General features: G+C 63.5%; 32 protein-coding genes and 2 pseudogenes. 17 read left to right on the top strand and 17 right to left on the bottom strand.

The window, feature by feature from the left end:
- Positions 1-423: 423 nt before the first annotated feature.
- Complete coding sequence (locus tag QSV46_RS35670; protein WP_314962809.1) at positions 424-624, top strand: hypothetical protein; 201 nt, start codon at positions 424-426, stop codon at positions 622-624.
- Positions 621-815: a hypothetical protein gene (locus QSV46_RS35675; RefSeq protein WP_314962812.1), complete on the top strand. Its 195-nt coding sequence runs from the start codon at positions 621-623 to the stop codon at positions 813-815. The genes QSV46_RS35670 and QSV46_RS35675 overlap by 4 nt, the downstream gene beginning before the upstream one ends.
- A 27-nt stretch (positions 816-842) precedes the next feature.
- Here the strand turns inward: QSV46_RS35675 and QSV46_RS35680 are convergent, their stop codons facing one another.
- From QSV46_RS35680 to QSV46_RS35690, 3 genes are all read right to left on the bottom strand, one after another.
- Positions 843-1,100 (bottom strand): hypothetical protein, encoded by a 258-nt coding sequence (locus QSV46_RS35680; protein ID WP_314962815.1) that lies wholly within the window; start codon positions 1,098-1,100, stop codon positions 843-845.
- A gap of 123 nt (positions 1,101-1,223) precedes the next feature.
- The gene (locus QSV46_RS35685; protein ID WP_314962818.1) at positions 1,224-1,472 is read right to left on the bottom strand and encodes a hypothetical protein; all 249 of its coding nucleotides are present in this window, start codon (positions 1,470-1,472) and stop codon (positions 1,224-1,226) included.
- A 46-nt stretch (positions 1,473-1,518) separates the two neighbouring features.
- The gene (locus QSV46_RS35690) at positions 1,519-1,782 is read right to left on the bottom strand and encodes a hypothetical protein (protein WP_314962821.1); all 264 of its coding nucleotides are present in this window, start codon (positions 1,780-1,782) and stop codon (positions 1,519-1,521) included.
- 437 nt (positions 1,783-2,219) lie between these two features.
- Here QSV46_RS35690 and QSV46_RS35695 point away from each other — a divergent pair, with 437 nt between their 5' ends.
- The gene (locus QSV46_RS35695) at positions 2,220-2,405 is read left to right on the top strand and encodes a hypothetical protein (RefSeq protein ID WP_314962824.1); all 186 of its coding nucleotides are present in this window, start codon (positions 2,220-2,222) and stop codon (positions 2,403-2,405) included.
- On the opposite strand, the gene QSV46_RS35700 is transcribed toward QSV46_RS35695, so the two are convergent.
- Positions 2,398-2,631: a DUF3606 domain-containing protein gene (locus QSV46_RS35700; protein WP_314962826.1), complete on the bottom strand. Its 234-nt coding sequence runs from the start codon at positions 2,629-2,631 to the stop codon at positions 2,398-2,400. The two genes, QSV46_RS35695 and QSV46_RS35700, sit on opposite strands and share 8 nt — an antisense overlap.
- 534 nt (positions 2,632-3,165) lie before the next feature.
- Here QSV46_RS35700 and QSV46_RS35705 point away from each other — a divergent pair.
- Entirely contained in the window at positions 3,166-4,413 is a 1,248-nt protein-coding gene (locus QSV46_RS35705; RefSeq protein WP_314962829.1) for a divalent metal cation transporter, read from the top strand.
- A 34-nt stretch (positions 4,414-4,447) separates the two neighbouring features.
- Here QSV46_RS35705 and QSV46_RS35710 read toward each other — a convergent pair whose 3' ends face one another.
- The 4 genes and pseudogenes from QSV46_RS35710 to rocF form a co-directional block, all read right to left on the bottom strand.
- Positions 4,448-4,732, bottom strand: a complete 285-nt coding sequence (locus tag QSV46_RS35710; RefSeq protein ID WP_314962832.1) for a hypothetical protein — start codon at positions 4,730-4,732, stop codon at positions 4,448-4,450.
- A 114-nt stretch (positions 4,733-4,846) separates the two neighbouring features.
- Positions 4,847-5,221 (bottom strand): annotated as a pseudogene (locus tag QSV46_RS35715) (c-type cytochrome); the annotation flags it as partial.
- Between the two features lie 66 nt (positions 5,222-5,287).
- Complete coding sequence (locus tag QSV46_RS35720; protein ID WP_314962834.1) at positions 5,288-5,404, bottom strand: twin-arginine translocation signal domain-containing protein; 117 nt, start codon at positions 5,402-5,404, stop codon at positions 5,288-5,290.
- Between the two features lie 160 nt (positions 5,405-5,564).
- Positions 5,565-6,542 (bottom strand): arginase, encoded by a 978-nt coding sequence (rocF, locus tag QSV46_RS35725; RefSeq protein WP_314962837.1) that lies wholly within the window; start codon positions 6,540-6,542, stop codon positions 5,565-5,567.
- 263 nt (positions 6,543-6,805) lie between these two features.
- Here rocF and QSV46_RS35730 point away from each other — a divergent pair, with 263 nt between their 5' ends.
- Complete coding sequence (locus QSV46_RS35730; protein ID WP_314962839.1) at positions 6,806-7,066, top strand: hypothetical protein; 261 nt, start codon at positions 6,806-6,808, stop codon at positions 7,064-7,066.
- 19 nt (positions 7,067-7,085) lie between these two features.
- Here QSV46_RS35730 and QSV46_RS35735 read toward each other — a convergent pair whose 3' ends face one another.
- Positions 7,086-9,830, bottom strand: a complete 2,745-nt coding sequence (locus QSV46_RS35735) for an EAL domain-containing protein (RefSeq protein ID WP_314962841.1) — start codon at positions 9,828-9,830, stop codon at positions 7,086-7,088.
- A 62-nt stretch (positions 9,831-9,892) separates the two neighbouring features.
- Positions 9,893-11,065, bottom strand: coding sequence for a FecR family protein (locus QSV46_RS35740; RefSeq protein ID WP_314962843.1), 1,173 nt, complete (start codon positions 11,063-11,065; stop codon positions 9,893-9,895).
- Positions 11,066-11,195: 130 nt separating this feature from the next.
- Here QSV46_RS35740 and QSV46_RS35745 point away from each other — a divergent pair, with 130 nt between their 5' ends.
- Together QSV46_RS35745 and QSV46_RS41510 are read left to right on the top strand one after the other, a co-directional pair.
- A complete protein-coding gene (locus tag QSV46_RS35745) occupies positions 11,196-12,992 on the top strand; it encodes a ShlB/FhaC/HecB family hemolysin secretion/activation protein (RefSeq protein WP_314962845.1) in 1,797 nt (598 codons plus the stop codon).
- Positions 12,993-13,467: 475 nt separating this feature from the next.
- Positions 13,468-13,710: pseudogene (locus QSV46_RS41510) on the top strand (alpha/beta fold hydrolase); the annotation flags it as partial.
- 116 nt (positions 13,711-13,826) lie between these two features.
- Here the strand turns inward: QSV46_RS41510 and QSV46_RS41515 are convergent.
- Positions 13,827-13,958, bottom strand: a complete 132-nt coding sequence (locus QSV46_RS41515) for a hypothetical protein (protein WP_409997254.1) — start codon at positions 13,956-13,958, stop codon at positions 13,827-13,829.
- A 97-nt stretch (positions 13,959-14,055) separates the two neighbouring features.
- On the opposite strand from QSV46_RS41515, the gene QSV46_RS35755 reads away from it, so the two are divergent.
- Positions 14,056-14,232: a hypothetical protein gene (locus tag QSV46_RS35755; RefSeq protein ID WP_314962851.1), complete on the top strand. Its 177-nt coding sequence runs from the start codon at positions 14,056-14,058 to the stop codon at positions 14,230-14,232.
- A 197-nt stretch (positions 14,233-14,429) separates the two neighbouring features.
- Here QSV46_RS35755 and QSV46_RS35760 read toward each other — a convergent pair whose 3' ends face one another.
- Both QSV46_RS35760 and QSV46_RS35765 read right to left on the bottom strand, forming a co-directional pair.
- The gene (locus QSV46_RS35760) at positions 14,430-14,771 is read right to left on the bottom strand and encodes a phasin (protein ID WP_314962854.1); all 342 of its coding nucleotides are present in this window, start codon (positions 14,769-14,771) and stop codon (positions 14,430-14,432) included.
- A gap of 144 nt (positions 14,772-14,915) precedes the next feature.
- Positions 14,916-15,101, bottom strand: a complete 186-nt coding sequence (locus QSV46_RS35765; protein WP_314962857.1) for a hypothetical protein — start codon at positions 15,099-15,101, stop codon at positions 14,916-14,918.
- 621 nt (positions 15,102-15,722) lie between these two features.
- Between QSV46_RS35765 and QSV46_RS35770 the strand changes: the two genes are divergently transcribed.
- Complete coding sequence (locus QSV46_RS35770) at positions 15,723-16,079, top strand: hypothetical protein (protein WP_314962859.1); 357 nt, start codon at positions 15,723-15,725, stop codon at positions 16,077-16,079.
- Positions 16,080-16,125: 46 nt separating this feature from the next.
- Here QSV46_RS35770 and QSV46_RS35775 read toward each other — a convergent pair whose 3' ends face one another.
- Both QSV46_RS35775 and QSV46_RS35780 read right to left on the bottom strand, forming a co-directional pair.
- Positions 16,126-16,701: a hypothetical protein gene (locus QSV46_RS35775; RefSeq protein WP_314962862.1), complete on the bottom strand. Its 576-nt coding sequence runs from the start codon at positions 16,699-16,701 to the stop codon at positions 16,126-16,128.
- Between the two features lie 45 nt (positions 16,702-16,746).
- A complete protein-coding gene (locus tag QSV46_RS35780) occupies positions 16,747-17,280 on the bottom strand; it encodes a GcrA family cell cycle regulator (RefSeq protein ID WP_314962865.1) in 534 nt (177 codons plus the stop codon).
- A gap of 167 nt (positions 17,281-17,447) precedes the next feature.
- Between QSV46_RS35780 and QSV46_RS35785 the strand changes: the two genes are divergently transcribed.
- Together QSV46_RS35785 and QSV46_RS35790 are read left to right on the top strand one after the other, a co-directional pair.
- Positions 17,448-18,056 carry a S24 family peptidase gene (locus QSV46_RS35785; protein ID WP_314962867.1) on the top strand — a complete coding sequence of 203 codons (609 nt, stop codon included), beginning with the start codon at positions 17,448-17,450 and terminating at the stop codon, positions 18,054-18,056.
- 104 nt (positions 18,057-18,160) lie between these two features.
- Positions 18,161-18,436, top strand: a complete 276-nt coding sequence (locus QSV46_RS35790; RefSeq protein ID WP_314962869.1) for a hypothetical protein — start codon at positions 18,161-18,163, stop codon at positions 18,434-18,436.
- Positions 18,437-18,475: 39 nt separating this feature from the next.
- Here the strand turns inward: QSV46_RS35790 and QSV46_RS35795 are convergent, their stop codons facing one another.
- A complete protein-coding gene (locus QSV46_RS35795) occupies positions 18,476-19,450 on the bottom strand; it encodes a quinone oxidoreductase (protein WP_314962871.1) in 975 nt (324 codons plus the stop codon).
- 227 nt (positions 19,451-19,677) lie between these two features.
- On the opposite strand from QSV46_RS35795, the gene QSV46_RS35800 reads away from it, so the two are divergent.
- From QSV46_RS35800 to QSV46_RS35810, 3 genes are all read left to right on the top strand, one after another.
- On the top strand, positions 19,678-19,878 hold the full coding sequence (locus QSV46_RS35800) for a hypothetical protein (protein WP_314962873.1): 201 nt from the start codon (positions 19,678-19,680) through the stop codon (positions 19,876-19,878).
- A 147-nt stretch (positions 19,879-20,025) separates the two neighbouring features.
- On the top strand, positions 20,026-20,973 hold the full coding sequence (locus tag QSV46_RS35805) for a MoxR family ATPase (RefSeq protein ID WP_314962876.1): 948 nt from the start codon (positions 20,026-20,028) through the stop codon (positions 20,971-20,973).
- A 5-nt stretch (positions 20,974-20,978) separates the two neighbouring features.
- Positions 20,979-22,358, top strand: coding sequence for a vWA domain-containing protein (locus tag QSV46_RS35810; RefSeq protein ID WP_314962879.1), 1,380 nt, complete (start codon positions 20,979-20,981; stop codon positions 22,356-22,358).
- Between the two features lie 9 nt (positions 22,359-22,367).
- On the opposite strand, the gene QSV46_RS35815 is transcribed toward QSV46_RS35810, so the two are convergent.
- Positions 22,368-22,562 (bottom strand): hypothetical protein, encoded by a 195-nt coding sequence (locus QSV46_RS35815; protein ID WP_314962881.1) that lies wholly within the window; start codon positions 22,560-22,562, stop codon positions 22,368-22,370.
- 347 nt (positions 22,563-22,909) lie between these two features.
- On the opposite strand from QSV46_RS35815, the gene QSV46_RS35820 reads away from it, so the two are divergent.
- The 3 genes from QSV46_RS35820 (at position 22,910) to QSV46_RS35830 (ending at position 25,679) form a co-directional block, all read left to right on the top strand.
- Positions 22,910-23,131: a hypothetical protein gene (locus QSV46_RS35820; RefSeq protein WP_314962882.1), complete on the top strand. Its 222-nt coding sequence runs from the start codon at positions 22,910-22,912 to the stop codon at positions 23,129-23,131.
- Positions 23,132-23,260: 129 nt separating this feature from the next.
- A complete protein-coding gene (locus QSV46_RS35825) occupies positions 23,261-24,274 on the top strand; it encodes a formamidase (RefSeq protein WP_314962885.1) in 1,014 nt (337 codons plus the stop codon).
- A gap of 85 nt (positions 24,275-24,359) precedes the next feature.
- Complete coding sequence (locus QSV46_RS35830; RefSeq protein ID WP_314962887.1) at positions 24,360-25,679, top strand: dicarboxylate/amino acid:cation symporter; 1,320 nt, start codon at positions 24,360-24,362, stop codon at positions 25,677-25,679.
- Positions 25,680-25,685: the final 6 nt, after the last annotated feature.

A 25,685-nucleotide genomic window follows, 5' to 3' on the forward strand; every position in this document is an offset into this window, starting at 1 on the left:
CACTCAATCGCAAACGAAGAATCCACAAACAAACGTCCCGTTCCATGACCGCCAAATTCATGGAATCGATCGTCTAGCCAGCGGGCGGGCAACGCCAAGCGCCAGCAGCTCGACGCAGGGCGGCCAAAGCAAGGCCGGCGTTGCCGGCGGCAAGTAGCAGCAGCCAAACCCGCCGCGGCCTGCCACAAGGGTCGACCCGCACGCGCAGAGGCCGGCTCACTGGCAAGGTGAGTAAGCAGCTCAAACCGCGCCATCGTCTCATTGCAGATTGCGCGACAAATTTTTATCGCCACACAACAAAGGATACAGACGGCTCCGCTGGACGCGGCTTAGGATTGCTCCCATCGCCGCAAGGCCCCTGGCATCTACGGTGACGAGAACGCCGGTTGCGCTCCCGCCCCACACCAACGACGGAGCAGCATCATGAGGAAGCGAAATCGCTTCAAGCAGACCAGAACACTTCACGAGCGGCTCGCAGACGACCTCGCGCGCCTGCGCGAGGAAGCGCGCGCGCTGGCGCCGGGGCGCCGCCGCGACCTGCTGCTGCGGCGTGCACGGCAGGACGAGACCGCCATGCAGATCGACGCCTGGCTGCATTCGCCCGGCCTGAGGCCGCCGACATGACCCAGCAATATCGCGCCTATCTCGTCGGCGAGAACGGCGTGTTTCAATCCGCCGAAGCGTTCGAGGCTGCCTCGGATGAATCCGCCCTCGCGGTCGCCCGGCAGTTCACGCGCCGCGGCGATGTCGAGGTCTGGCAGCTCAGCCGCAAGGTCGGCCTGCTGAAGCGGAACGAGCGGTCCGGCACCGCCTGAGCGGAGAGCCGCAGCCGCGATCCGCGGCTACGCCGCCTGCGACAGTCGGGCCGCGCGGTCGAGCCGCCCCTCCAGCATGGCGATCGAGGTGCGCAGATTGTCCCGGCGCATCCGCAATGTCAGCGCCAGCATGGAATAGCTGGGGCTGCCGGGATCGGCATTGCCGGCATTGCGCTCCTCCTCGGCAATGTCGCGCTCGAGCATCTGAACCCGCCAATTCAGGTCGGAAATCAGGACGTGGAGCTGCAGGGACGCGGTCGCTTCGAAACGGGACTTTGACTGCATGGGATCGCCTCAATCTGGATCAGCCCGATCTGCCGGGCCGGGGTTGAGACCCTGTGCAGCAAGAGGGATGCCAATCGGCGCGTGATTGCCCGAGGAAGGCAACGCGACAGCGTGGAACCCGGCCTATTCCTCCGCCAGCTTCGCCGCGATGTAGGCATCCACCGTTTCGGCAAAGGACCGCTGCACGCCGACGGCGCTGCCGTGCTGGTCGAGCGCGTCGCGCTGGAGCACGCGCAGGCCGCGGCCGCGGAAGCTCGCCGGCGCCGTGTTGAGATATTGATCGATGGCGCCCTTGGCGAGCGGGATGGCCTTGGGATCTCCCCTTGCGATCAACAGACGCAAGAGGCTCTGGCATTCGGCCAAACCGGGCATGGGGGGACAGCTTTCAGCTTGGCTGCGATCTGGCTTCAACGGATGTTCAGCCGTTCGGCTGCCACCAGCCGATGAACGCGGCAGCGAGGCACAGGAGTGAGGAGATTGCCGTGCCGGATAACTGCATCCAGTACCGGATCGGCATGGTGTCTCTGTGAAAGACCTGGCTCGCCCATCTCGACCAGTCCAGCCAGTCATCGTCGACGAACCTTATCTTTCTCGCGATGAGGCCGTGCCAGGCCTGGCGGGCGCAACAGACTGACAGCGCGACCGCGACCAGACGATAGCCGACATCGAAAACCGGCGTCATGCGAACACCCGCCTAGCCGCGGGAGGATTTCGGCTTCGGCCGCTTGACCGGCTGGGTGTGAGTGCCGAACAGCGCCAGCAGAAACGCGACTTCTTCCTTCGAACCGATCTGGATCATGATGATCTCCCTTTCGCTCCCGTTGGTCGGGGCGAGCGGGCGCGGCGTTCAGGACAATCGGGTTTCAGGATTGTTTCAGGTCTGTTTCGTCGCGGTCCAACCTGCAGGCTCTGGCGCCCTGCACGGGCCGTGGCGACGCTCCTGTGCAGACTGCCATCATGCCAGTGTTTCGCCCGACGGCGCAAACTTTAATTAAATGCGGCGAGCCGGATTCGGCGGAACGAAATCTGTTCGCGCCATGCTGGGACACGTCCGTTGCGAAACACGCCATCAGGAAAGTCCTGTCGAGAAGTCCCGCCGAGAAGTCCTGGAGACCGTCGATGTACTACGTCGCAGCCGCATTGCTGGCACTGTCCGGAATATTCTACTCCGCGGGCCATCACGAGCTCGGCCAGTTCGGCGCGGACGTCTGCACCTATGGCCGCACCTTCTGCGACAGCCCGGTGGTCGTGTTCACCGGCGGGGCGCTGGCCGCCGCCTGGGGCATGTTCGTCAGCGTCAAGTAGCAGCCCCGCCCGGGAGCGGTGGGGCCTGCGCCAAATCCTTCCGTTGAACGCGCAAGGGCGCCAGCTCCTTGCGGACGGCGGCGGCCGAATTGCCGACCTTGTCGACGGCCTTTTGCAACTCCTCCTTCGAGACGCCGAGCGCGTGCGCCCAGTACTTGACCTCGACGGCCTCGCGCATGTTGATCTTGCTGCGGTCCGGCTGCACGCGCTTGGTCAGATTGTCCATGACGTCTCCTCCATCCGGACGGACAAACGCCGCCATGGATCGGCCGTTCCTAACGGCGCGGCGAAGCTCACATGTTGAGCCACAGCATGGACGCGAGCACCGCTGAAAACACAAACAGACCGGCAACTGCGATTCTGAAAATCAGATCGGCGGCCAAGTGAGCCCCCCTCTCTTCATGGCAGATTTCTGACCCCGCACGGCGCGTGGTCCAGGCCCCAGGCACCGGCAGGGACCGCGCCGACTCTGCCTGCGAGGACCGCGTTGGAACCGCCCTCCAAGCGGCACCGTAACGCGCGAGTCCGCGTTTGGTTCCAAGCCGGGGCGCCGCTGTTTGAAGGGCTTGCAGACGACGGGTGCCAACGGCGAGGGTGCCTGCACGCCCCGGCGGCACTGCTCACCGCCCAAGGGAACTTTGCGGCGAGGATCGCGCTTGAGATCCAATTCGCGATTCCGGAAGGTGGAGCCCTGTCGAGCCGATCCCAACAACGCCACGCCACGCACGACAGCACCGAGGCGCCGGCAAAGCCGGGGCCGATGCTGCTCAAGCGGCTCGGCCCCGGGCTCGTCACCGGAGCCGCCGACGACGATCCGTCGGGCATCGCGACCTATTCGCAGGCCGGTGCGCAGTTCGGCTACGGGCTGCTCTGGACGGTGTTTCTGACCCTGCCGTTCATGATCGCGATTCAGCTGGTCAGCGCGCGGATCGGCCGGGTCACGGGCAAGGGGCTGGCCGCCAACGTCCTGGAGTTCGCGCCGCGCTGGGTCGTGCTGGGGCTGGTCTCGCTGCTCGTCATCGCCAACACTTGCAACATCGCCGCCGATATCGCGGCGATGGCGGAGGCGCTCTCGCTGGTCATCGGCGGGCTCCATCACGAGCACGCGCTGATCTTCGCGGCGGGCTCGACGCTGCTCCAGGTGTTCGTGCCCTATCGCCGCTATTCGCCGGTGCTGAAATTCCTCACCCTGGCGCTGTTCGCCTATGTCGCGACCGCCTTCACCGTGCAGATCCCGTGGAGCACCGCGCTGCTTGCCGCGGTATGGCCGAAGGCGAATGTCAGCGCGGAGTATTTCCTGATGGTCGTCGCCGTGCTCGGCACCACCATCAGCCCCTATCTCTTCTTCTGGCAGGCCGCCCAGGAGGTCGAGGAGATGAACCAGGGCAAGCGCGACAGGCCGCTGCGCGACCTTCCGAGCGGCGGCGATCCCGAGATCGCGCGCATCAGGGCCGACACCGTCATCGGCATGCTGCTCTCCAATTGCGTCGCCTTCTTCATCATCCTGACCACGGCATCGGTGCTGCACGCCAACGGCATCACCAGGATCAACTCGGCGACGGAGGCGGCCGAGGCGCTGCGGCCGCTCGCCGGCGACTTCACCTTCGCGCTGTTCGCGCTCGGCATCATCGGCACTGGCCTGCTGGCGATCCCGGTGCTGGCGGGCTCGGCGGCATATGGCGTCGCGGAGATTTTCGGCTGGCGCGCCACGCTCGAGGCGAAGCCGGAGAAGGCCGTCGGCTTCTACACCATCATCGCGGCCGCAACCATCATCGGCTTCGGCCTCGGCTTCACCGGGATCGACTCCATCCACATGCTGGTGTGGAGCGCGGTGCTCAACGGCATCGTCGCCGTCCCGATCATGGCGATGATGATGCTGATCGTCTCGAGCCGCGCGATCATGGGCCGCTTCAAGGCCCGCTCATGGCTGGTCGCGCTGGGCTGGCTCGGCACGGCGATCATGGCGCTGGCCGTGCTCGCCCTGCTCGGCTCGTCATTGCTTGGCTGACTGGACCGGCGCCTAACGGAAACGCTATGCCGTATTACGGCGTCACGGGATTGACGGTCGGAGACGTTTTCGGCCCCGGCCGCTCCGGCTCGACCGGCGATTTCGGTTCGGTCGGAAGCACCCTGGCACCAACGGCGTGCGCAGCCTCGCCCGTGGTTGCGTACATCGCAACGTGGGCCGGCTGCGTCTTGGCGCGATTCCACGGTCCATGATCAACGATGAGCATCGCCGCAATCGTCACGCCAGCCACAATCAACGCGATCACGCCGGGATGGCGCAACGCCGAGGACATGGAGTACGCGAAGCGATCAATTGCCATTGAATGATCCATATAGTTTTCCTCTCGCAGGTTAATTCATTCGGGTCCCGCGAGTTCCAAGCTTTGCGCAGGCAAGTTCCGCGCCACCGCGCAGAACCGGACCGTCACAGGCAATCACTTTTTCACATCCGGCCGCGCATCGCCCACGAACCGTCGCGGTTCGCCATTTTGACGGCCGCAAGCGACGTCGCATCGAGCGTTGTGTCCGCCCCGACCAGGCCGATTGAGGTTCAAAATATAAGCGGACACCGCATACACGTCTTCGTCGCTCATCGACTGCGGCGCGTTCTGCGGCATGGCGCGGCGGATGTAGTCGAACAGCGTGGGCGCATAAGGCCAATAGCTGCCGACGGTGCGGATCGGCTTTGGCGTTCCGATCGTACCTTGACCTCCGACCAGTCGATCGCCCGGTCCGCCTTCGCCTTTGTCGCCGTGGCATGCAGCACATTGCTGCGCGAACACCTCGCGCCCCTGGCCGACTGAGCCACTTGGCCTCCGGTCGGCTCGCCGGGCGCCTTCATCCATTCGGGAACGTTGGGTGGAAGGTTGTCGGTCTCAGCGGCCGCCGCCCGAGCCCAAAACGGTGCCGCCCGCCACGACGGCACTGCCGCGTAGAAAATGGCGGCGCGTCGTTCCCGTGGATTTGTTGTCGGAGTCGATCGTGCTGCTCATGGCGGATCCTCGTCTGTAGCGCGACCCGCTTGAAACCTTTCGCGACGTGAATTTGCAATTCGCGCCTGTTTTAAAAACAGGCGATTTCGACCTGGACTGATCTAGATCCGGTGGCCGCGACAGTAGTCCCCTTCTTTCGCAGCGCACAACGACGCGGGCATCACTCGCCTGGCGCGATCGCGTTGCTCGGCGTCGGCCGGTCGGTGATCTGCTGGCCGAACAAACTGCCGATCAGCTCGACGGCCGTCCGCGCGGTACGACCGCGCTCGTCCAGAAACGGATTGAGCTCGACGATGTCGACCGATCCCACCACACCGGAATCGTGCAGCAGCTCCATGATCAGATGCGCCTCGCGATAGGTCGCTCCGCCCGGCACCGTGGTGCCGACACCCGGCGCCACACTCGGATCGAGGAAATCGACATCGAAGCTGACATGCAGCACGCCGTTCCTCGCCTTGACCCGCTCGATGACGCGCCGGATCAGCACGGCGACACCGAATTCATCGATCTGGCGCATGTCGACAACCCTGATCCGGCGCGTCCGCATCAACTCCTTTTCGAGCTTGTCGATCGAGCGCGCCCCGAACAGGTCGAGCCTGTCAGGATCGATCGGGGCGCGCGGGTGATCCCCGAGCAGGCCGTCGAGGCCGGGCTCGCCGCACAGGAACGCAGCCGACATGCCGTGCATGTTGGCGGTAATCGTCGTCTCCGGCGTATTGTAATCGGCATGGGCATCGAGCCAGAGCACGAACAGCTCGCGTCCGCGCTCCTGCCAGTGGCGGGCCATGGCGTTCACAGACCCCATCGACAACGTATGATCGCCGCCGAGGAAGATCGGCAGCGCACCGGTCTTGGCAATCTCATAGCCTCTGCGGCTCAGCACACACGTCCAGCGCTGGATCTCGCGGTAATGATTAGCCTTCTCCGGCGGCCGGTCGGAAAGATCCGTGACCTCGGAGACCGAGAGATCACCGTGGTCGACGACCTCGAAGTCGAGGCTCTCCAGAAGTGTTGCAAGACCGGCGGTGCGCAGCGCCGCAGGCCCCATCAAGGTGCCGCGCTGCGAAGCCCCCATGTCGATGGGCGCGCCGAGCAAGGCGATGCGCCGAGGTCGATCCGCCACAATCCGATCGGTCACGGCAATCTCCTGAGATCAGCAAGGCTGCAACAGCCTAACAGAGATTCGCACCCGTCGTTTCACGGGGATTTACTGCTCAAAAATACTTCCTGGAACAAATTCCAGCACCCCGCATTTTCTTTGCAAGGCCGACACCCGCCGTTCACAACGGCGCCTGTCGCGGATAGCCAAAGGTCTTCGGACCCGCTGTTCAAAACGAGCGCACGCGCGGATAGCCAAAGGTGCCGGCCTCAATCTCTTCGCCAACTCCGGAGGTCGCGAGCTTGAGCACGGAAGTACCGCAGCCCAATCCCCAGCCCGGCGTGGCCGAGCGTGCCATCGACGTAGCGACCGACGTCTCTCACACAATCGGCGAAGTCGCAGGCGGTTTGCGCGCTGCTGTCGATCGCCTGACCTCCGCGATCGATGAAGCACGAAAGCCGGGACGGCCGCTTTCGACGGTCGCGGCGATCACGCGCGAAGCCCCGCTTGCCAGCCTGTTTGTCGCTTTCCTGTTTGGTGTGGCGGTAGCGCGCCGACGCTAGCAGTCCGAATTGAGGCGGTTCAGGCAGCGCTGACGGCCTCGGGTTGCGCCGTCAGGAACTGCTTCTCAAACGCTCCGACAGGCATCGGACGACCAAAGAAATATCCCTGCCCTTCCGCGCATCCCATGCTCACCAGGAAGTCCGCGGTCGCGCGATTCTCAATGCCTTCCGCCACGACCGTCAGTCCGAGCTGCCTGCTAAGGCCAATCGTCGAGCCGACGATCGCGGCGTCGTCGGAATCGGCGAGCAGGTCGAGCACGAACGAGCGGTCGATCTTGAGCCCGTCCAGCGGAAACTTCTTCAGATAGCTCAGGCTCGCATAACCTGTGCCGAAGTCGTCAAACAGGACGCGGACGCCGAGCTGCTGGATCCGCTTGAACATGTCGAGCACGCGGCTTTCATCATGCAGCAGGATGTCCTCCGTGACCTCGAGTTCGAGCAGCGACGGCGTGAGCCCCGTGGTTTCCAGCAGCGCCGCAACCGAATGCGCGAGATCTCCGGAGTGGAGCTGCGACGGCGACAGGTTGATCGCGACGCGCACGCTGTTGCCGGACAATTCCCAGGCGCGCGCCTGACGGCAGGCGGTCTCCATGACCCAGCTCGCGATCCGCTCCGAAAGGGCAGAGGTGTTGACCACCGGCATGAACTCTCCGGGCGAGACATAGCCTCGCACGGGGTGCCGCCAGCGAATGAGCGCTTCGGCGCCGACCAGGCTGGCGTCGACCAGGCGAACCTGGGGCTGGTAAAATAGTTCGAACTCGCCGCGATCCGCGGCAATCGCCAGCTCGCTCTCGAGCGTCAGCCGGTTCTCCAGCTCCTGCCTGATCGCACTCTCGAAGATCACATGGCTGCCGCGCCGCGTCGCCTTCGCGCGGCTCAACGCGAGATGGCCGTTGCTCAGGAGATCATCGGCATTCTGTCCACCTTCGGGATAGACCGCGACGCCGATGCTGATCCTGACGCGGTGTTGGCGCGAACCCGTTGCAAGCGGCGCTTCGAACGCGCGCGCGATCCGGTCGGCGAACTTCACAATCGGCTCGCCAGCCTCTACGCCATCGAGCGCGATGGCGAATTCGTCGCCGCTGAGCCGGGCTACGATGGCGCTGCCATCGACTTCGGTCCGCAGACGCTCGGCGACGGCGCGCAGCACGAGATCGCCGGCCGAATGGCCGAACATGTCGTTGATCTGCTGGAAGCGGTCGAGGCCGAGCACCAGCAGCGCAACGTCGGACGATCGCCGCTCCGCGGCAGCGATCAGACCGGCAACGCCGACATGCAGCATGTTGCGGTTGGCAAGGCCCGTCAGCGCGTCATGTTCGGCGAGATAGCGTACGCGTTCGGCCTCGCGCTTGCGGACCGAGATGTCGCGCAGGATCGCGCCGTACTGGAAACCGTCGGTACCCTGCCAGCCCGAGAAGCTCGCTTCGACGGGGAAGGTCTCGCCATTGTTGCGCCGGCCTTCGAACTCGACGACAACGGCACCGCCGGGCACCAGCAGCGCCTGGCGCGCAGCATCGCGCATGGCAAACGTCTTTGCGGCCCCTTCGGCAGGCTCCGCACAGAGCGTTTCGAACGGACGCCCGATCATTTCAGTCGGCATATAGCCAAAGATCGCGCTGGCGCCGGGATTCCACACCGTAATCCGGTGATCTTCGTCGGTGCAGACCAGACCGTCGCCGAGCGACATCGCGATGCGATGAAAGCGGCTCTCGGCAATGCGACCCAACAGACTGCGGAAATCGATCTCGTCGAGCGCAATCGCCGCCAGATAGGCAACGATCGCGATATGAAGCAGCGACGTGTCGATGATGAGCGGCCACCTTGCCTGCACGAGGACAGCAGTCAGTTCGACGCCCACGCCAGCTGCGATCAGGATCGCAACACGAATACCCGGTCCAAAGCGGCGCCACGAATACATCATCAGCAAGCAGATCAGGCCGAGGCCAATGATCATGCCGACATCGGACGTCCAGCGCAGCATCCGGTTCTGGAGGATCGACTCCGCCGCCAGCGCCTGGAGAACGGGTCCCGAGACGATCTTGCCGTTTGGAACGCTGAGCCGATCACCGAGCTCGAGCGCCGTGGCGCCGACGATGACCTTCTTGTGCCGCAGCTTGTCCAGGGTCGCGGCGTCACCGCGCAGCACGTCAAAATAGGAGACGCTCGGGATGGAGGCAGCGCGAATGCTGAAATCGATCAGAAAGGGCGGTCGCCGATTAGCATTCTGCCCGGCCAGCACGACGGCCATGGACGGCATCTGGGAATCGCCGAGCTTCTCGCCGACCGGATAACGGCGAACGAGGCCGTCGGATTCGATTGCGACATTGACCAAGGCCGGCCACGACTGATTGCTGAACGGCTTCAGCGGACGATTGACGTGAGCCGTCCCGCCGTTCGGTGTCGGCTGCTTGAAGGACGGAAGGATCGTCGAGCCGCCGACCTCTCGGAGCGCCTTGACGAAGGCCTCGTCGGACGCGGGATCAGACGGCGTGCTGAAATCAACGTCGAATGCAACGTCCTGCGCTCCCGCAGCCTCGAGCCTGTGCAACAGCTCCGCGTGCAGCCGGCGCGGCCAGGGCCACACCCCGATCTGGTCGATTGAGGGCGCGTCGATAGCCACCACGACGACATTGCCGCTGGCCGCACGCGATTGCCAGGCGAACCGCAGATCGGTGAGTGCATTGCGTAGCGCGCCGTGCCATCCCGAGGACAGCACGACCGCCAGCGCGATCACGACAAGGATATGCGGCCGATAGCGTTTCACTTTATTCCCCGGCACTGGCGGCGCTCGCCACCCAATGCTCCCCTTAAGGCGACCCGACGGTCCTAGCGATGGCCGTTGTACCAACCGTAGTGGTGGCCGTGGTTGCCGTTGCCGCTATTTCCGTTCCCATTGTTGCCGGTGCCGCTGCTTCCGTTGCCGGTCGCGCCAGTCCCGCTGCTTCCACTCCCCGAGCTTCCGCCGGACACATTGCTGGTTGAACCAGCCGTGGTCGCGACAGCCGTCGTCACACTCGACGACGTCGATGCGGCACTGGCCGCGGATGCACTGCTGTTGGCGGCCGCGGTCGTCGTGCTCGCCTTCGTATCGCTCCAGACGGTCTCGGTGCCGGCGTTCGCGTTGCGCACCTGCCCGGGAGCAACGGCGCCGTGGGCGAGCCCGTTCGTAACCTTGTGGACGTTCAGCTTGACCTCGCCGAGCGAACTCGAGATGCGGACGAGGCCGGCCTTGGGTGCGTGACCTCCGGTCGCCTGATGTGATTGCTTCGGCGCGCCGGCCGCCTTGGTCCCCTTGTCGATCGTACCGAGCGCATGGACCCCATGACCGTTCGAAGCATTGCGCGGGGCGGACAGACCCGATTTCGGCACGGGCACGCGCTCGACCGTCGAAGCGCGCGGCTTACCGTGTTCGATCGGATTGAAGGTCCCGGCGCCGGTCAGAGTGAGGCCGGGCTTGCCATGTTCAAGGGCGGTCGCCGCTTGTCCCGGCATGACTCGGGCGATCTGCCCGGTCTTGAAGTCGGAGACCTCGACCTGGCCACGGAGCACGCCGACCTTGGTGCTGCCCGCAGCCACGGTCACGCTGAACTGGGTACCCTTGACCACGGCGGCGAGATAGGGCGTCTCGACCTCGAAATGCTTGACGTTGCGCTTCTCGACCTCGAGCAGGATCGAACCGGCCTGCTGGATGATGGTGGTCGAAAGCCCCTCCTTCTTCTCAACCGGCAAGCCGACTACCGAGTTCGGAGAGATCAGAATCGTTTCCTCGCCGCGGACGAGCAGCAAGCGCCCGTTGCGGCCGGTGCGAATGGTATCGCCCGGTTTCAGCGTCCCTTCCTGGCCCAACGAGACTTGCTGCACGCCATTCGCAGCGACCCAGACTTCGCCCGAGGACTTGCTGACCGACCAGACGCCATCGTCCGCGGCGGACGCGCCGGATGCCATTCCCAGGATCAGTGCGGCCACGAAGGCGCACCGCATTCCAACTCTGCCCAGCATGACGATCCTCAGTCCGCGTTAGAAGCCAGTCCGAGGCGTAGCCGAAATCACTCAACGTAGACTTAGCGGGAAGCAGAGAGCGGAGCGGTCGCATTAACGTTTCGTTGACCATAAAAAACTAAGAAAAATCATGCGGCTAACGAACCCTTACCGGCTGATGGGCGCTTCTCCGTCGAACTACGGAGATCGATTCGTTGCGCGCATTGAGAAGCGGCATCTCCTTACCGCGCTGATGCTAATGGCGCCGATTTTCACGGGAACTTCGCAGGCGCTCGCGCAACAGGCGAACCAGCCGGGCTTCGACCCTCGGCAGCCGGAGAAATACTTTGAAAACCAAGCCGGGCAGGAATCGCTGAGCCGTCCTCCGGTCAGGCTGCCGACGGTCGGCCAGCCAAACACCGGTGGCGATACCAAACCGCAATTCGTGCTGCGCGGCGTCCAGGTCAGCGGCGCCCGCGCCGTGGTCCACGATCGCATCGCCGCAGTCTATCGGCCCTATCTCGGCAAGAAGGTCTCGCAAGCTGACCTCGCCGCGATCGCCGGCGCGATCAGCGATCTCTACCGCGCAGACGGCTTCCATCTGAGCCGGGCCATCGTGCCGCCGCAGGACATTGCCGAGGGCCGCGTCCGGATCCAGGTGATCGAAGGCGCCATCGTGCAAGCCGAGTTGAAAGGCGACGGCGCCGGACAGTTCGGGGTGAGACCGATGCTCGGGCCGGTTCTGGCCGAGCAGCCATCGCGCCTGCCGACGCTCGAGCGCCAGCTCTTCCTCATCAACGGCAGGCCAGGCGTTCGGATCACCGATACCGCCCTGGAAGAGATCGGTGGTGCGACCGGCCGCTTCCGCCTCATCGTCTATCTGAAAACCTGGCACGTCTTCTCGTCGTTGGGCCTGGACAATCTGGGCTCGTCGTCGGTCGGCCCGTGGCAGACCTATGCGACCGGCGCTTTCAACTCCTATCTCACGCCCGGCGACACGCTGGCGGTCAACCTGTCGACCATTGCCAACGACCCGCGCGAGCTTGGCTTTGCGCGGCTGTCGTATGACACCCCTGTCGGCGTCGATGGCGTGCGTCTCGGCGCGTCCGTCCTGTACAGCGCGGTGCGGCCGGGCGACGCCCGACGTCTGGACGGCGACATCACCACGACCGAGGCATTCGAGTTGCGGGCAAGCACCGTGCCCTTCACGTCGCGATCCTCCGCGCTGACGCTCACCGTGGCCGGGACCTTCAGCAACGTGTCGGAGCACGATCTTTACGGCCCCTGGTACAACGACCATATCAGGACCGCGAGCGTGACGGCCGACTACCGGCTCCAGGATCGCTTCGGCGGCACCAATTTCGCGACACTGACCTACCGTCAGGGCCTCGACATCTTCGGTGCCTCCCATTTCGACGACGATCTGCTATCGCGCGACGGCGCCGCCTGGAACTTCTCTGTGCTGAACGTCTGGTTCACGCGCTACCAGACGCTTAACGACGCCTGGTCGTTCAAGCTCTCCGCGGCGAGCCAGACGGCGTCCCGGCCGCTTTTCACCTCGCAGCAATTCTATCTCGGCGTCGCAGCCTTCGGCCGGGGCTATGGCGCAGCCGAGATCAGCGGCGACAACGGTCTGGCCGGCTCGCTCGAAGTCCGTTTCGACCAGAAACTCAATTTCCGCTACTGGACGGGATATCAGCTCTACGCCTTTGGCGACGCCGGCGCAGTCTGGAACGACGGTTACCGCCTGAGCGACGGCCTGTCGCTGACGTCGGCCGGAGTTGGCGTGCGGCTCTTCCTGCCGGATGATCTCCAGGCCGATCTCGGCGTGGCCGTCCCCTTGAGCTACCGGGCACCGGACAACGAGCGCCGCAGCCCGCGCTTCCTGTTCACGCTGTCGAGCGCGTTCCGGCTCTGCCCCGAACGCGGTAGGGGCGGCCACCTCTAGTCGCATTAACCGTCGCCGCCGCGCGCCTTGATGCGGCCCTTTTGCGGCGCTTCTCACAGACTTGCCTAAATTTAATCCCGTAACCTGCTCACGATCGCTCGATCGGGGAGCTTCCAATAGCCATGTTCAGCCGAAAGTGATTTGAGACCGATCCATGAAAAGGGTGTTTGCAATCCTGGCGTTTCTCGGTGTCCTCGGCGTCGGCCAGTATTTCGTCGTCAGCCGGTTCGCGATCCGCCATGAGACGTGGACCCTGTTCGATGCCTCACGCCAGCGGCCGATCTCGGTCGACGTCGCGGTGCGGCGCGACTACGAGACCAAGGCCAATCTCGGCCTCTGGAAGCTGCCGCTCGCCGTCATCAGCAACGGCAACACCGTGAAAGCCACCGAGTATTCCTTCCTCGCCAACGTGCTCGCGGCACGCGGCTATCTCGTTGCCAGCATCCAGCAGGACCTGCCGAGCGATCCGCCGTTGATGACCCATGTCGGTCAGCAATATGTGGGCAGGCGCGAGGTCTATATCCGCTGCGAGGCCAATATCCTCTTCACGCTGGCTGAACTGAAGAGGCGGCAGGAAAACGCCGACTATGACCACATCACCCTTGTCGGCCACTCCAATGGCGGCGACGTCTCCATGTATGTCGCCCATCAGCACCCGGAGATGGTGTCGAAGGTGATCACGCTCGATAATCTGCGGGTGCCCTTCGTGCTCAGCGAAAACATGAAGATCCTGTCGTTCCGCTCGAAGGATCCGCACTTCCAGACCGACCCGGGCGTGCTGCCGACGCCGGAAGACGCCAAGGCGCGCGGCATCGACATCGTCCACACCGGTGCTCAGCACACCGAGATGAGCGATCGCGGCCCCGGTGCAGTCAAGGAGAAGATCCAGGAGACACTCGACCGCTTCCTGCGTGACAGTGCCAGCAGCGCGCTCGCGCCGGCCGATACGAGGAGCCCGATGATCATGAATCCCGGCGACTACTAGCCGGGAAGCGCTTTGCGGCAGATCAAGGCAGCGTTGAACGAGCTACGGTAGGAAGGGCCTCACCATCCGGAGAGGCATGTGTCCCGCTCCATCGAAAGCCTTGATACGAAAAGCCTCGATACGGCGAGCCTTGACCTGCCCGCGGCGAGGATGCCGGCATTCGCGCGGCATCTCTATCATTCGGCCCGCAGGCTGCTGCGGGCGATCATCGCCCGCATCGATCTCTCGCAATTTCCAGGATCGTGTTGCGGCTGAGCGCGGCGGCGAGGTGCCACAAGACAAATGCCATAAAATGCAAATCCCTGCCGGAGGACCGACAGGGATCAGCAGAAAGGATGATGGACGGCGAATGAAGTCCATTCGGTGGCCCATCATGGACCTGCGTCAGCATCGAAGTGCGGATCGCCGCGCCACGCAAGATCAATTTGTGGGCACGCAGTGCACACCACGAATCACGACTTCCCCTTACCGGGCTGCATCAAACTGCCGGTCATCTGGCGCATGTGGTCTCCGGCGCTGGTGAACTGGCTGCGCAGGAAATCGGACTGGATTCGCATGGCCTCCTGAAGGTCGGTAGCATGAACGAGCTTGCGGGCATGCTCGAACGCCGACTTCATGTTCTGCTCGGTGAAAGCGAGCGCCTGCTTCGATACCTCCGTCCCCGGGCCCGGAACGGTCGTCATCGATTTGGTGGCGGCTTCGAAAAACATGCCGAACGCCCTTTCCGCCTGATCAATAGTCTTCTCGGCCAGGTCGCGCAGTTCGGCCGGAACCTCGAGCTTCGGTTCGATCATGGTCGCACTCCTCCCTTTTCCTGACTGAATACCACACTTGCCGGATCGGCTTCCAGCGGCCATCCGCAAGGGGTTAATCCCCCCCCCGGCGGCCCGCTCCGGCAGGAAAACGAGGGACAAGGCGTAAGGCTGGCGCAGCCGGGCTCAGGACAGGGGGTGTTCGGGAACGGTTTCTTCGACGACGAGGTCTTCGACGAGCTTGATGACCTCGAAACGCTGTCGAGGCGCGAGCTTCAGGAACGCACGAAGCAGGCGCAAACTTTCGACGGTGCTGCCTGCGGGTGCGCCGAGCTTAAGGTGCAGTTCAGCCGCGAAGTTGAGGTTCTTCATCTCGCACCTATCACAAGCATCGGTCTTCGTGATCAGACGTCGATGTACCGCACGATAACCGGACGCCGGCGGGTTAACACACTGAACTAAACAGCCACGCGGACAGGCTCGGCCAAACAGGTTGCAATTATGCCAAGGAACAACTCCTCCGGCAAGCCCAACCATCGCGGTAGCGATGCTTGATCTGCATCGCACCACGGCAATTCCGGATAACACGAATATGGAGCGTCGTCACCCACCCGCGTCAACAAGCGGCATCGATCACACACACTGCCTCGATTGCCGTCAATCGAGGCGACGTTTCACCGCGTTTCCAATGTGAACGGAGATTGACGAGGTCCGGTTGAAGTCTCTTCGGGGTATACACGTAATTGTTGTGTCCGAATCGCTTGGTTGTATCGCTGGCGAAACGAACGCCGACCCTCGCAGCCGGTTTCCAACGTCCCGATCCGAGCGCCAATGATTTGACGCGGCTCTTGGTCTCAGTCCGGACATGTTTCCGCTCGTGAACCGTTGTTCGGGATCGAGCGACCAAGCGGTTGCGACACGGCCACGCGGACGACGGGCGCCATGGCTGACGGACTTTTCGATTCGGGCGCGCCTCAGCAAAAGGACAACGGCATGCTTTCTCGCTGCGATCTCATCAAGAGCGCCGCGGTCGCGCTTCTTACCCTCTCGATACAAGGCGCATGGGCGCAGGAGACTAGGATGAACCTGTTCAAGATCGTGACCGTCAAGGACGAAATCGTCGTCGGATTGTCGGCGGAGGAGCTTCAGGCGCTCGGCGGCAACGATGCAAGCGCGGTTGCGCACGCGTTGGCGCAGAAGGGCGATCTCACGGTCTGGCAGTACAATGTACACCGCGGCCCGAACGGCGAATTGCAGCAGACGCCGACGGCCAGGATCGGGCTGTTGGCCAGCGCGTCGCTCCGTGTCGAGCCCTATACGACGCCTTACCAGATCGTGCCGCATCCGTAGGGAGCGTACCGGCACCCCTGCGGCCGAACCCGCAGGGGCGACGCCATCATCGGCGCCGTTCTGCGCGCTGGGCCCCGCCTTCCGTGGCAAAACCGTAGATCAGCGCCAGCCGATCCAGACATTCCCGAAACCGCCGTGCGAAATAATCGTTCCAGCGCTGGGTACGAACGGCGCGGCGCTGGCCGATCTCATCCATGGTCAACCCCAGTACCAGGACGTCGTGCACCAGTGCAGCGCCGTCGGTACCCAGTTCGCGCTCGATCCGGTTCAGGCGCAGCACCGCCTGGCGCTGGCCCTCGGTGACGGGCTCGCGCGAGCGCGCACCGTCGACATATTCACGCGTTGGGTCCACCGCCTGGGGCCCGCGCTCCGCCCTTTCCCAATCGTTCTGGAAGGCACGACCACCGCGATATTGCGCCTCGTCGATCTGGTGATGCGCATGTAACCGGCCGAGCGGGTCGCCGCGGACCGACCGGACGGCCAGGATCTTCTCGCCGGCATCAAGCGCCAGCGGATTGTCGACGTCGACCTCTGCCACCTCGGCATTGAACGGCACCTCGCGTGACCTGCGGTCGTAGATTCCAGTCAATTTGTAGGACTTGCTGCGTCGGGCGCGTGCCACTCGGATGCTCCTTGCAAGGTTGACGATTGAGCGGATAGCGCCCCGTCAGGCGGCAGTGATCAGCCTCAATATGACGGGACCGGCGGCACGGGCGGACGCAGGTCCGGACCGCCGCGTCAGGCGTGCATGTGGCGAGCAGTAGCTCGAGCCCGGCTGGCGCGGATGGCCGCAGAAGGAGATCTCCTCCCCGTCCTTATCGCCGCCATAGGGATAGCGGCAGTCGTCGGGCGCGAGTTCGACCAGCGGGATCAGGCGCGGCTGGACGCCGACGCAGCGCAGCTTGACCCGCGCTGCGGGCTTCATCGCGGACTGCGGCGGCACGTTCAGGTACGGCAACGCCATCCGGCGCGGCGAAGGTTGGCAGCCCTCGCCAGGCAAAGTCGGCACGATCGATGGGCTCGTCATCCGCGCCGGCGCAATGAGCCCGAGCCGCTTGGCGCGGCCGACAACTGCGCTGCGCGTATAAGCCGTTCCAAACCTTGCGTTAATCTCCCCCCTTATCTCCGCGTACGACATGTTCCTGAAAAAAAAGTCGCGAAGCGCGTCGGAGTGCTCCGACGGCCAATGCCCCGGTTCCATGCTGCTGTCCTGTGAATACGCCTGCGCCGATCGCCCGATCGGACGGCGAACCGAACATTCCGGTATTCCGAAACAAAAGTCAAGCCACAATTCTGATATTCATAATTGCATCAATTCCGAATTTCGGATTACAAGAGGCAAGACGACGGGCAATCGAGGGAATCACCATGTTGGACGTTGCAATGATCGAACGGGGTCTGGAGAAGACGGGTAAGAGCAAGGGCGGTCTGGCAGCGGCCATGGGCGTGCGGCCCGGCGCGGTGTCCGAAATCCTCGGCGGCGAGCGCCTGGTGAAGGCGTCGGAAATTATTCCGATCATGGAATATCTCGAGCTCAATCTCGCACCCATCATGGGCCGCGTCGGCGCCGGCGCCGTGATCGAGCCGGATTATGAGCAGGTTCCCCCGGAAGGCCTCGGCGATATCGCGCTGCCCTTCCCGATCATGGAAGAGACGGTGGCCTTCGAGATCGTGGGCGATTCGATGCTCCCCAAATACGAGAGCGGCGATGTCATCGTAGTCTACAGGGAGCAGCGTCATCCACTGTCGAGCTTCTATGGCGAAGAGGCAGTGGTCCGGCTCAAGACCGGCGAGCGCTATTTGAAGACCATCGAGCGGGGCAAGTCGCCCTCCGTCGTCAATCTCACCAGCTTCAACGCCAAGCCGATCGTCGGCGTGAAGCTCGAATGGGTCGGTGAGATCTGCCTGTCCATGCCCAAGGGCCAGCTCGAGCGGCTGCGCGCCAAGTCGGCGCGTCCGCGCAAGAAGAGCAAGTAGCGACCTGCCTCGGATTTCCGATTTTCGGAAATATCGCTTGACCTAATTCCGCTTTTCGGAAATACTCCGCCGTGCTCTGTCCAGGAGCACGGCAGGATCGTTTCATGCAGTATTTCGTCGTGATGATCGACTATGGACGGCGTGGCCGCGAGGCGGTCGTCGATCCTGAAATCACGAGGCGCGAGGTCGTTTCCCGAGTCGCGTCAGGTGAATATCAGAACATCTCGTTCATCCACGAGATCGTGGAAGGCTCGGCCGAGGACGTGACCGAGGCCATCCTGACGGAAGCCGCCCTCCCACAGGTCCCACCTGAGGATGTCGACATCCAGGCAATCCGCCTCGATCACGCCCGCGACCTGCGCAAGCACGAGCAGACGTGACCCGGGCCATTGCTGACCTGCGCCACCTCGAGCTAGAGATTACACCGTGAGAACGGTCGATCCCGTGGTCTTGCGTGCGGCAAGATCGGCATGCGCCTTGGCGGCGTCCTTCAGCGGATACGTCTGGTGCACCTCGATCTTGACTGCGCCGGATTTCACGACGTCGAACAGCTCGTTCGCCATCGCGACCAGACTCTCGCGCTTGGCGGCGTAGGTGAACAACGTCGGCCGGGTGACGTAGAGCGAGCCCTTCTGCGCAAGCAGACCGAGATTGAGCGGCTCGACCGCACCTGAGGACGCGCCAAACAGCGCGGCGACGCCAAGCGGCGCGAGGCAGTCCAGCGACTTCAGGAAGGTGTCCTTGCCGACGGAATCATAGACCACCGGCACCTTCTTGCCGCCCGTGATCTCGTCTACGCGTTTCACGAAATCCTCGCGCGTGTAGATGATGACATGGTCGCAGCCATGCGCCTTGGCGAGCTTCGCTTTCTCGTCGCTGCTGACGGTACCGATCACGGTTGCGCCGAGATGCTTGGCCCACTGGCTGAGGATCAGGCCGACGCCGCCGGCCGCGGCATGGAGCAGGATGGTGTCGCCGGCCTTCACTCGGTAGGTCTGCCGGATCAGATATTGCGTGGTGAGCCCCTTCAGCATCATCGCGGCCGCGGTCTTGTCGTCGACACCATCGGGCAGCTTCAACAGGCGGTCGGCCGGAATCAGGCGCGCCTCGGAATAAGCGCCGAGCGGTGAAGCACCATAGGCGACGCGATCGCCCGGCTTCAGATCGGTGACACCGGGCCCGACCTCCTCGACGATTCCGGCACCCTCGCTGCCAAGGCCGCTGGGCAATTGCACCGGATACACGCCGGAGCGGTTGTAGATGTCGACGAAGTTGAGGCCAACGGCAGTATGGCGGATGCGTGCCTCGCCCGGTCCGGGCTTGCCGACACTGACCTCCTCCCAAACCAGGACTTCCGGACCGCCGGTGCTGTGAAAACGAATGGCATGCGTCATGGGGATTGTTCCCTTATCGTTGAAGGTAAGAGTCCGAACTCCGGATCGGCCTGTGAAATAGGCATTTGGTCGGCCCGTTTACAGTATAGAGGACGTAACAAGAATGTCACAGCGAACGACAAACGCCCGCCGTTCCGCCTCTGTTCGAAAGAGTTGATGATGGCCTTGCGATGACCGGCAGTAGCCTCTGCGCGGGGTTTGGTGGTCGCCTGCAATGGAGAGTCGAGATGCCAGCTTATGTACAGCATCATCGGGGCATCGAAATCGCGCCTGTGATTTGCCCCACCTGCATGGGGTTCCTGCCGATGTATGTCCGCGAGGTCGAGCCGCATTGGAGCCTTGCCAAGATCGACTTTGTCTATGAATGCGCCGATTGCGGCGCCGAGGTCCGGCAGACCATCCGCAAGCCGGAGCTGCTGCGGCACTGACCGCGCGGCCGGCGAACCGCTCAACTATTTGCGCTAAGCGGAAAAAGCCCGTTTCACGCGGGTCTGACGTCTCCCAAACGAGGCTTGTTCTTTGCCGGGAACGCAGGCAGAACAAGCCTCAAGTAAGACCTTTGGGAGCGCCCTTTCGTGGCTGAACAGAAGGCCTCGACCGCGATCGAGGCAGTGGAGAGCGGCCTTGCCGCGCAAGGCTATATCGCGAGCCGGCAGATCGCGACCGCCGTCTATTTGTCGCAACAGATCGAGAAGCCGATTCTGGTCGAGGGCCCCGCGGGCGTTGGCAAGACCGAGCTTGCAAAGGCCATTGCGGCCTGGCGCGGCATGAAGATGATCCGCCTGCAATGCTACGAAGGCCTCGATGAGGCCAAGGCACTCTACGAGTGGAAATACGCCAAGCAGCTTCTCTACACCCAGATCCTCAAGGACAAGCTCGGCGAAGTGCTCGGCGGCGCGCAGACGCTGCATGCCGCGCTCGACCAGCTCCATGATTTCGGGGACGTGTTCTTCTCCAAGGAGTTCGTCGATCCGCGACCGCTGCTTCAGGCGCTGGAGCAGCCGGGCGGCTGCGTGCTTCTGATCGACGAGATCGACAAGTCGGATGCGGAATTCGAGTCGCTACTGCTGGAAATCCTTTCCGACTTCCAGGTCACGATCCCCGAGCTCGGCACCGTCTCGGCAATCACACCGCCGACTGTCATCCTCACCTCCAATAGCGAGCGCGATCTCGGCGATGCCCTGAAGCGGCGCTGCCTGCATCTGCATATCGGCTTCCCCGAGCAGCGGCTGGAGGAGCGCATCGTCGAGAGCCGCGTGCCGAACATCTCGCAGACGCTGCGCCGGCAGATGGTCGGCTTCATTCATGAGATCCGTTCGCTCGACCTGAAGAAGCTGCCGTCGGTCAGCGAGACCATCGACTGGGCGCGCGTGCTGGTGCTGCTCCAGGCCTCGGAGCTCGATACCGAGATCGTCAAGGACACGCTCAACGTGCTGCTAAAATACGAAGCCGACATCGAGGCAGCATCGCCGCAGGTCACCACGTTCATTGCCAAGGCGGCACGGTCCAACGTCTTCGGTTGACGCGCATGCGCGAGAACCTCCATCGTTTCTTTCGGGCGGCGCGCGGGGCCGGCGTCCATGTCTCGCCCGCCGAAAGCATCGATGCGATGCGCGCGGTCAGGCAAGTCGGCTTCTCCGACCGCGCCGTCCTGCGCGATGCGCTGCTCCTGACGCTCGCCAAATCGCAGGACGAGAAGCTCGCGCTGAGCGACTGCTTTGATCTGTTCTTCAGTCAACCGGAACCGCGGCAGGACCCACCGGAAGCCGATAACGAGGACGAAGCTTCGCAGGAGTCGGAGCAATCCCCCTCGCCCGGCTCGGACAGCGAGGCGGGCGAAGGTCAGCCTCCTGAAGGGCTAGGCCCTCTCGCGCAGATGTTGATGTCGCAGGACCGCAATGCGATCGCAGCCGCGATCGCCAACGCCTCCGGTGCCGCTTCCCTGTCCGACATCCGCTACTCGACCCAGCGCGGCATCTTCTCCAGCCGCATTCTCGACGCCATGGGCCTCCATCGCCTGCGCCACGATCTCGACGAACTCACCGCGACAAATCCGTCGCAGGCAGAGCGTCTCCGTGCCGCGCTGGACGCGTTGCGCGAAGCCGTGCGCGACACGGTCGCGCAGGGCCTTGCGCTCTATGCCCGCGAGGAGGCTGAAAACCTCCGCAACGAGATCCTGCGCAATGCGCCGCTGGCCGGCATCGAGCGGCGCCAGGTCGCGGAGATGCGGGCCCTCATCCGCCAGATCGCGCGGCGCCTGCGCGAGCGTTATTCAAAGCCGCGCAAGCGCCAGCGCCGCGGCCATCTCGACGTTCGCCGCACGTTGCGCCGTAACGCCGCCTGGGGCGGCATCCCCTTTCTCACCGCATGGAAGCGCAAGCATCGTGACCGGCCAAAGATCGTCGCGCTTTGCGACGTCTCCGGCTCGGTTGCGCAGGTCTCGGATTTCTTCCTGCTCCTGATCCATTCGCTGCACGAAGTGGTCGACGACGTCCGTTCCTTCGCCTTCTCTTCGCATATGATCGAGGTCAGCGAGATCCTCGAGAGGAAGTCGCCGGAAGAGGCGATGGCCGAGATCATGTCCAAGGTCGGCTTCGGCTCGTCGGACTACGGCTCGTCGCTGGTCGATTTCGAGAAGGACTTCATGAGCACGCTGACGCCGCAGACCACGGTGATCGTGCTTGGCGATGCCCGCAGCAACAATCTTGACCCTCGCGCCGACATCCTGCGCCGCATCTCCGAGCGCTCGAAGCGGCTGGTCTGGCTCAATCCCGAAGGGCGGCTCGCCTGGGGCTTTGGCGACTCCGAGATGCCGCGCTACGCGACCTTTTGCAGCGTGGTGCGCCAATGCTCGACCGCACAGCAACTCGAGCGCGCGGTATCCGATATCGTGGCGACTTATCAGTAAGACCCAAACTCACGGCAAACGACGGCTTCGCGCAAGCTCCGCCTGAGCGATACTGCACTCCTGGAAGTGACGGGCAATTTCGTCGAGTGCGCGCTGCTCCCACTCCTGGGCTTGCGCGAGCCAGAAAAGGCGGCGCTCCGAATCGAGTGCGGCACGCTCCCTACACAGAGATTCCTGACCGCGAATTTCGACCAGCCTGTTCATGCACTCCACTCCCGCCCTGTGAAGCCATTCCCTGCGAATCAACGTAACAGAATCCGGACTCCCTCGCCTCGTGACTTCTGCGCATATCGCAACGCAGAATGGGACAGCAAGGCTTCCCGTGCACTGCGGTAGATCGAGGCGATCAAGAGCAAATCATCAATTAGTGATCAAAGATCGGGACGATGTTCGCCTCCGAACGAACTTAACCCTTGTGATGCAACGAAGTGCGGCAATTTGTGAAGAGACGTTCTAGACGGCTTACCGAATTCCCGACTCATTGTCGTCGCACGGTCTTCATGCAGCGCCGCTAACAGGGGCGCGCGAACGGGGCTATCGCTTGAGGCAACATGAGCAACGATTTCGATTTCGATCTTTCATCCGATCAGTGGGAAGTGCTGAAAGCACTCCGCAATCCGGTTTCGAACGGTCGCTTCTCCAAGGTTTATGTCATCGAGGGCCTCGTCAAGCTCGGTCTCGTCGTCGTCAATGACGGGGTGCCCGCGATGACGCCGACCGGACGCAAGGTGCTGGTGCGGGGATCGTGCCGGCTGCTCGACGTCGCGGCTTGACGGAGCTGCCCGCTGCCGCGTGCGCCATCGCCTGAAAAATAGTCTTTTGCTCACAACCGAAATCGGGTTTGCTTCTCACGACAACATCTGGCGCGCAACGACGCCGCGCGGATGGCAAGGGAGCTGATCATGAACGGGCTTGGCGGGCTGAACAAATCGCCCGAGGGCGTTGTCATCGGGCTGGTGCAGCTGCAACTGCCGAACGTCGTGACCCGCGCCGATCTCGCGAAGCAGACCGAGCGCATCGTCTGGATGGTCGGCAAGGCGCGCCGCAATCTCTCCACCATGGATCTGGTGGTGTTCCCCGAATACGCGCTGCACGGTCTCTCGATGGATACCAATCCCGAGATCATGTGCCGCCTCGACGGTCCTGAGGTCGCGGCCTTCAAGAAGGCCTGCATCGACAACAGGATCTGGGGCTGCTTCTCCATCATGGAGTTCAACCCGCACGGCAATCCCTACAATTCCGGGCTGATCATCGACGACCATGGCGAGATCAAGCTCTACTACCGAAAACTTCATCCCTGGATCCCGGTCGAGCCGTGGGAGCCCGGCGATATCGGCATTCCCGTGATCGAAGGCCCGAACGGCGCGAAGATCGCTCTGATCATCTGCCATGACGGCATGTTTCCAGAGATGGCGCGGGAATGCGCCTACAAGGGCGCGGAGATCATGATCCGCACCGCCGGCTATACCGCACCGATCCGCGACGCGTGGCGCTTCACCAACCAGGCCAACTCGTTTCAGAACCTGATGGTCTCCGCGAACGTCTGCATGTGCGGCACCGATGGCTCGTTCGATTCCATGGGCGAAGGCATGATCGTTAATTTCGACGGCACGGTGCTGGCGCACGGCACCACCGGGCGCGCCGACGAGATCATCACCGCCGAGGTGCGGCCTGATCTCGTGCGCGAGGCCCGGATCAATTGGGGCGTCGAGAACAACATCTACCAGCTCTGGCACCGCGGCTACGTGGCGGTGAAGGGCGGCGCGATGGACTGCCCCTACACTTTCATGCAGGACATGGTCGCGGGCAGCTATCGCCTGCCCTGGGAGGAACAGGTCAAGGTCACCGACGGCACATCTTGTGGCTTCCCGACGCCGACGCGGATGTTCGGCAAGACGGCGAAAGCGGCGGAATAGATTGCTCCCAGGTGGGAGCCGCGACAATCTGGCACGGTTGTTGCTCCTTGTGACGTCGAAGACGCGTCAAACCGGGGAGCCCACCATGTCGACCATTGCCGCGGCGCCAGCCGCCGAGCCGAAGCCGCTGTATACTTCGCTGTTCGTCCAGGTCCTCGCCGCGCTGGTCCTCGGCATTATCCTCGGCATGACCGTCCCCGACTTTGCTGTCGGCCTCAAGATTCTCAGCGACGCGTTCCTCAAGCTGATCTCGATGATCGTGGCGCCAATCGTGTTCTGCGTCGTCGTGCACGGCATTGCCGGCGCCGGCGACCTCAAGAAGGTCGGCCGGGTCGGTATCAAGGCGCTGGTCTATTTCGAGGTGATGACCACCGTCGCACTCGTGGTCGGTCTCATCCTGGCCTACGTCTTCGGCCCCGGCCATGGCATGAATATCGATCCCTCGACGCTCGACGCCAAGGCGCTCAACACCTACGCCGACAATGCTCACAAGCTGTCCGGTGGCGGTATCGGCGCCTTCCTGATGAACGTGATCCCGACCACCTCGTTCGATGCGCTGTCGCGCAACGACGTGCTCCAGGTGCTGTTCTTCGCGGTCCTGTTCGGCGTCGGCCTCGCGCTGGTCGGTGGCGAGAAGGGCAAACTCGTCACGTCGATGATTGATGCCGCCTCGACCGTACTGTTTCGCGTCATGGGACTCATCGTGCGCGTCGCTCCGCTTGGCGTGCTCGGTGCGGTCGCCTACACCGTCGGCAAATACGGCGTCGGATCGCTGAAACAGCTCGTCTCGCTGGTGTTGCTGTTCTACGTCTCGGTCGGCATCTTCGTGCTCGGCGTGCTCGGCGGCGTGATGGCACTCGCCGGAATCAACATCCTCAAATTCCTTGCCTACCTTCGCGAGGAGCTGACCATCGTGCTCGCGACCGCCTCTTCCGACGCCGTGCTGCCGCAGATCATGAAGAAGCTGGAGCGGATGGGTGTGAAGGATTCCGTGGTCGGTCTCGTCATACCGACCGGCTATTCCTTCAACCTCGACGCCTTCTCGATCTACCTGACGCTTGCCGTCGTGTTCATCGCACAGGCGACCAACACGCCGCTGTCATTCGGCGATCTCCTGCTGGTGCTCGGCGTCTCCCTGATCACCTCGAAGGGTGCGCACGGCGTGCCGGGCTCCGCGATCGTGATCCTCGCCGCGACGCTCAATGCGGTGCCGAGCATTCCTGCGATCGGCCTCGTGCTGGTGCTGTCGGTCGACTGGTTCATCGGCATGGCCCGCGCGCTTGGCAACCTGGTAGGCAACTGCGTGGCGACCGTCGTGGTGGCGGCCTGGGAAGGCGATCTCGACCGAGCCAAGGCGACCCAGGTGCTGGAGGGCGGCGAGCTCGTCGACGTGACCGCGGGCTAGAGTCCG

This window comes from Bradyrhizobium cosmicum, from assembly GCF_032290525.1.
Lineage (GTDB): Bacteria > Pseudomonadota > Alphaproteobacteria > Rhizobiales > Xanthobacteraceae > Bradyrhizobium > Bradyrhizobium cosmicum_A.

Excerpts from the sequence above, each read along its gene's own strand:
- QSV46_RS35770 (WP_314962859.1), top strand. The coding sequence starts at position 15,723 with ATGCTTTCTCGCTGCGATCTCATCAAGAGCGCCGCGGTCGCGCTTCTT.
- QSV46_RS35745 (WP_314962845.1), top strand. The coding sequence starts at position 11,196 with ATGCGGCTAACGAACCCTTACCGGCTGATGGGCGCTTCTCCGTCGAAC.
- QSV46_RS35765 (WP_314962857.1), bottom strand. The coding sequence starts at position 15,101 with ATGAAGAACCTCAACTTCGCGGCTGAACTGCACCTTAAGCTCGGCGCA.
- QSV46_RS35675 (WP_314962812.1), top strand. The coding sequence starts at position 621 with ATGACCCAGCAATATCGCGCCTATCTCGTCGGCGAGAACGGCGTGTTT.
- QSV46_RS35810 (WP_314962879.1), top strand. The coding sequence starts at position 20,979 with ATGCGCGAGAACCTCCATCGTTTCTTTCGGGCGGCGCGCGGGGCCGGC.
- QSV46_RS35740 (WP_314962843.1), bottom strand. The coding sequence starts at position 11,065 with ATGCTGGGCAGAGTTGGAATGCGGTGCGCCTTCGTGGCCGCACTGATC.
- QSV46_RS35700 (WP_314962826.1), bottom strand. The coding sequence starts at position 2,631 with ATGGACAATCTGACCAAGCGCGTGCAGCCGGACCGCAGCAAGATCAAC.
- QSV46_RS35795 (WP_314962871.1), bottom strand. The coding sequence starts at position 19,450 with ATGACGCATGCCATTCGTTTTCACAGCACCGGCGGTCCGGAAGTCCTG.
- QSV46_RS35815 (WP_314962881.1), bottom strand. The coding sequence starts at position 22,562 with ATGAACAGGCTGGTCGAAATTCGCGGTCAGGAATCTCTGTGTAGGGAG.
- QSV46_RS35800 (WP_314962873.1), top strand. The coding sequence starts at position 19,678 with ATGCCAGCTTATGTACAGCATCATCGGGGCATCGAAATCGCGCCTGTG.
- QSV46_RS35705 (WP_314962829.1), top strand. The coding sequence starts at position 3,166 with ATGCTGCTCAAGCGGCTCGGCCCCGGGCTCGTCACCGGAGCCGCCGAC.
- QSV46_RS35830 (WP_314962887.1), top strand. The coding sequence starts at position 24,360 with ATGTCGACCATTGCCGCGGCGCCAGCCGCCGAGCCGAAGCCGCTGTAT.
- QSV46_RS35760 (WP_314962854.1), bottom strand. The coding sequence starts at position 14,771 with ATGATCGAACCGAAGCTCGAGGTTCCGGCCGAACTGCGCGACCTGGCC.
- QSV46_RS35720 (WP_314962834.1), bottom strand. The coding sequence starts at position 5,404 with ATGAGCAGCACGATCGACTCCGACAACAAATCCACGGGAACGACGCGC.
- QSV46_RS35685 (WP_314962818.1), bottom strand. The coding sequence starts at position 1,472 with ATGCCCGGTTTGGCCGAATGCCAGAGCCTCTTGCGTCTGTTGATCGCA.
- QSV46_RS35680 (WP_314962815.1), bottom strand. The coding sequence starts at position 1,100 with ATGCAGTCAAAGTCCCGTTTCGAAGCGACCGCGTCCCTGCAGCTCCAC.
- QSV46_RS35780 (WP_314962865.1), bottom strand. The coding sequence starts at position 17,280 with ATGGAACCGGGGCATTGGCCGTCGGAGCACTCCGACGCGCTTCGCGAC.
- QSV46_RS35690 (WP_314962821.1), bottom strand. The coding sequence starts at position 1,782 with ATGACGCCGGTTTTCGATGTCGGCTATCGTCTGGTCGCGGTCGCGCTG.
- QSV46_RS35785 (WP_314962867.1), top strand. The coding sequence starts at position 17,448 with ATGTTGGACGTTGCAATGATCGAACGGGGTCTGGAGAAGACGGGTAAG.
- QSV46_RS41515 (WP_409997254.1), bottom strand. The coding sequence starts at position 13,958 with ATGATCATCGGGCTCCTCGTATCGGCCGGCGCGAGCGCGCTGCTGGCA.
- QSV46_RS35670 (WP_314962809.1), top strand. The coding sequence starts at position 424 with ATGAGGAAGCGAAATCGCTTCAAGCAGACCAGAACACTTCACGAGCGG.
- QSV46_RS35790 (WP_314962869.1), top strand. The coding sequence starts at position 18,161 with ATGCAGTATTTCGTCGTGATGATCGACTATGGACGGCGTGGCCGCGAG.
- QSV46_RS35710 (WP_314962832.1), bottom strand. The coding sequence starts at position 4,732 with ATGGCAATTGATCGCTTCGCGTACTCCATGTCCTCGGCGTTGCGCCAT.
- QSV46_RS35695 (WP_314962824.1), top strand. The coding sequence starts at position 2,220 with ATGTACTACGTCGCAGCCGCATTGCTGGCACTGTCCGGAATATTCTAC.
- QSV46_RS35825 (WP_314962885.1), top strand. The coding sequence starts at position 23,261 with ATGAACGGGCTTGGCGGGCTGAACAAATCGCCCGAGGGCGTTGTCATC.
- QSV46_RS35820 (WP_314962882.1), top strand. The coding sequence starts at position 22,910 with ATGAGCAACGATTTCGATTTCGATCTTTCATCCGATCAGTGGGAAGTG.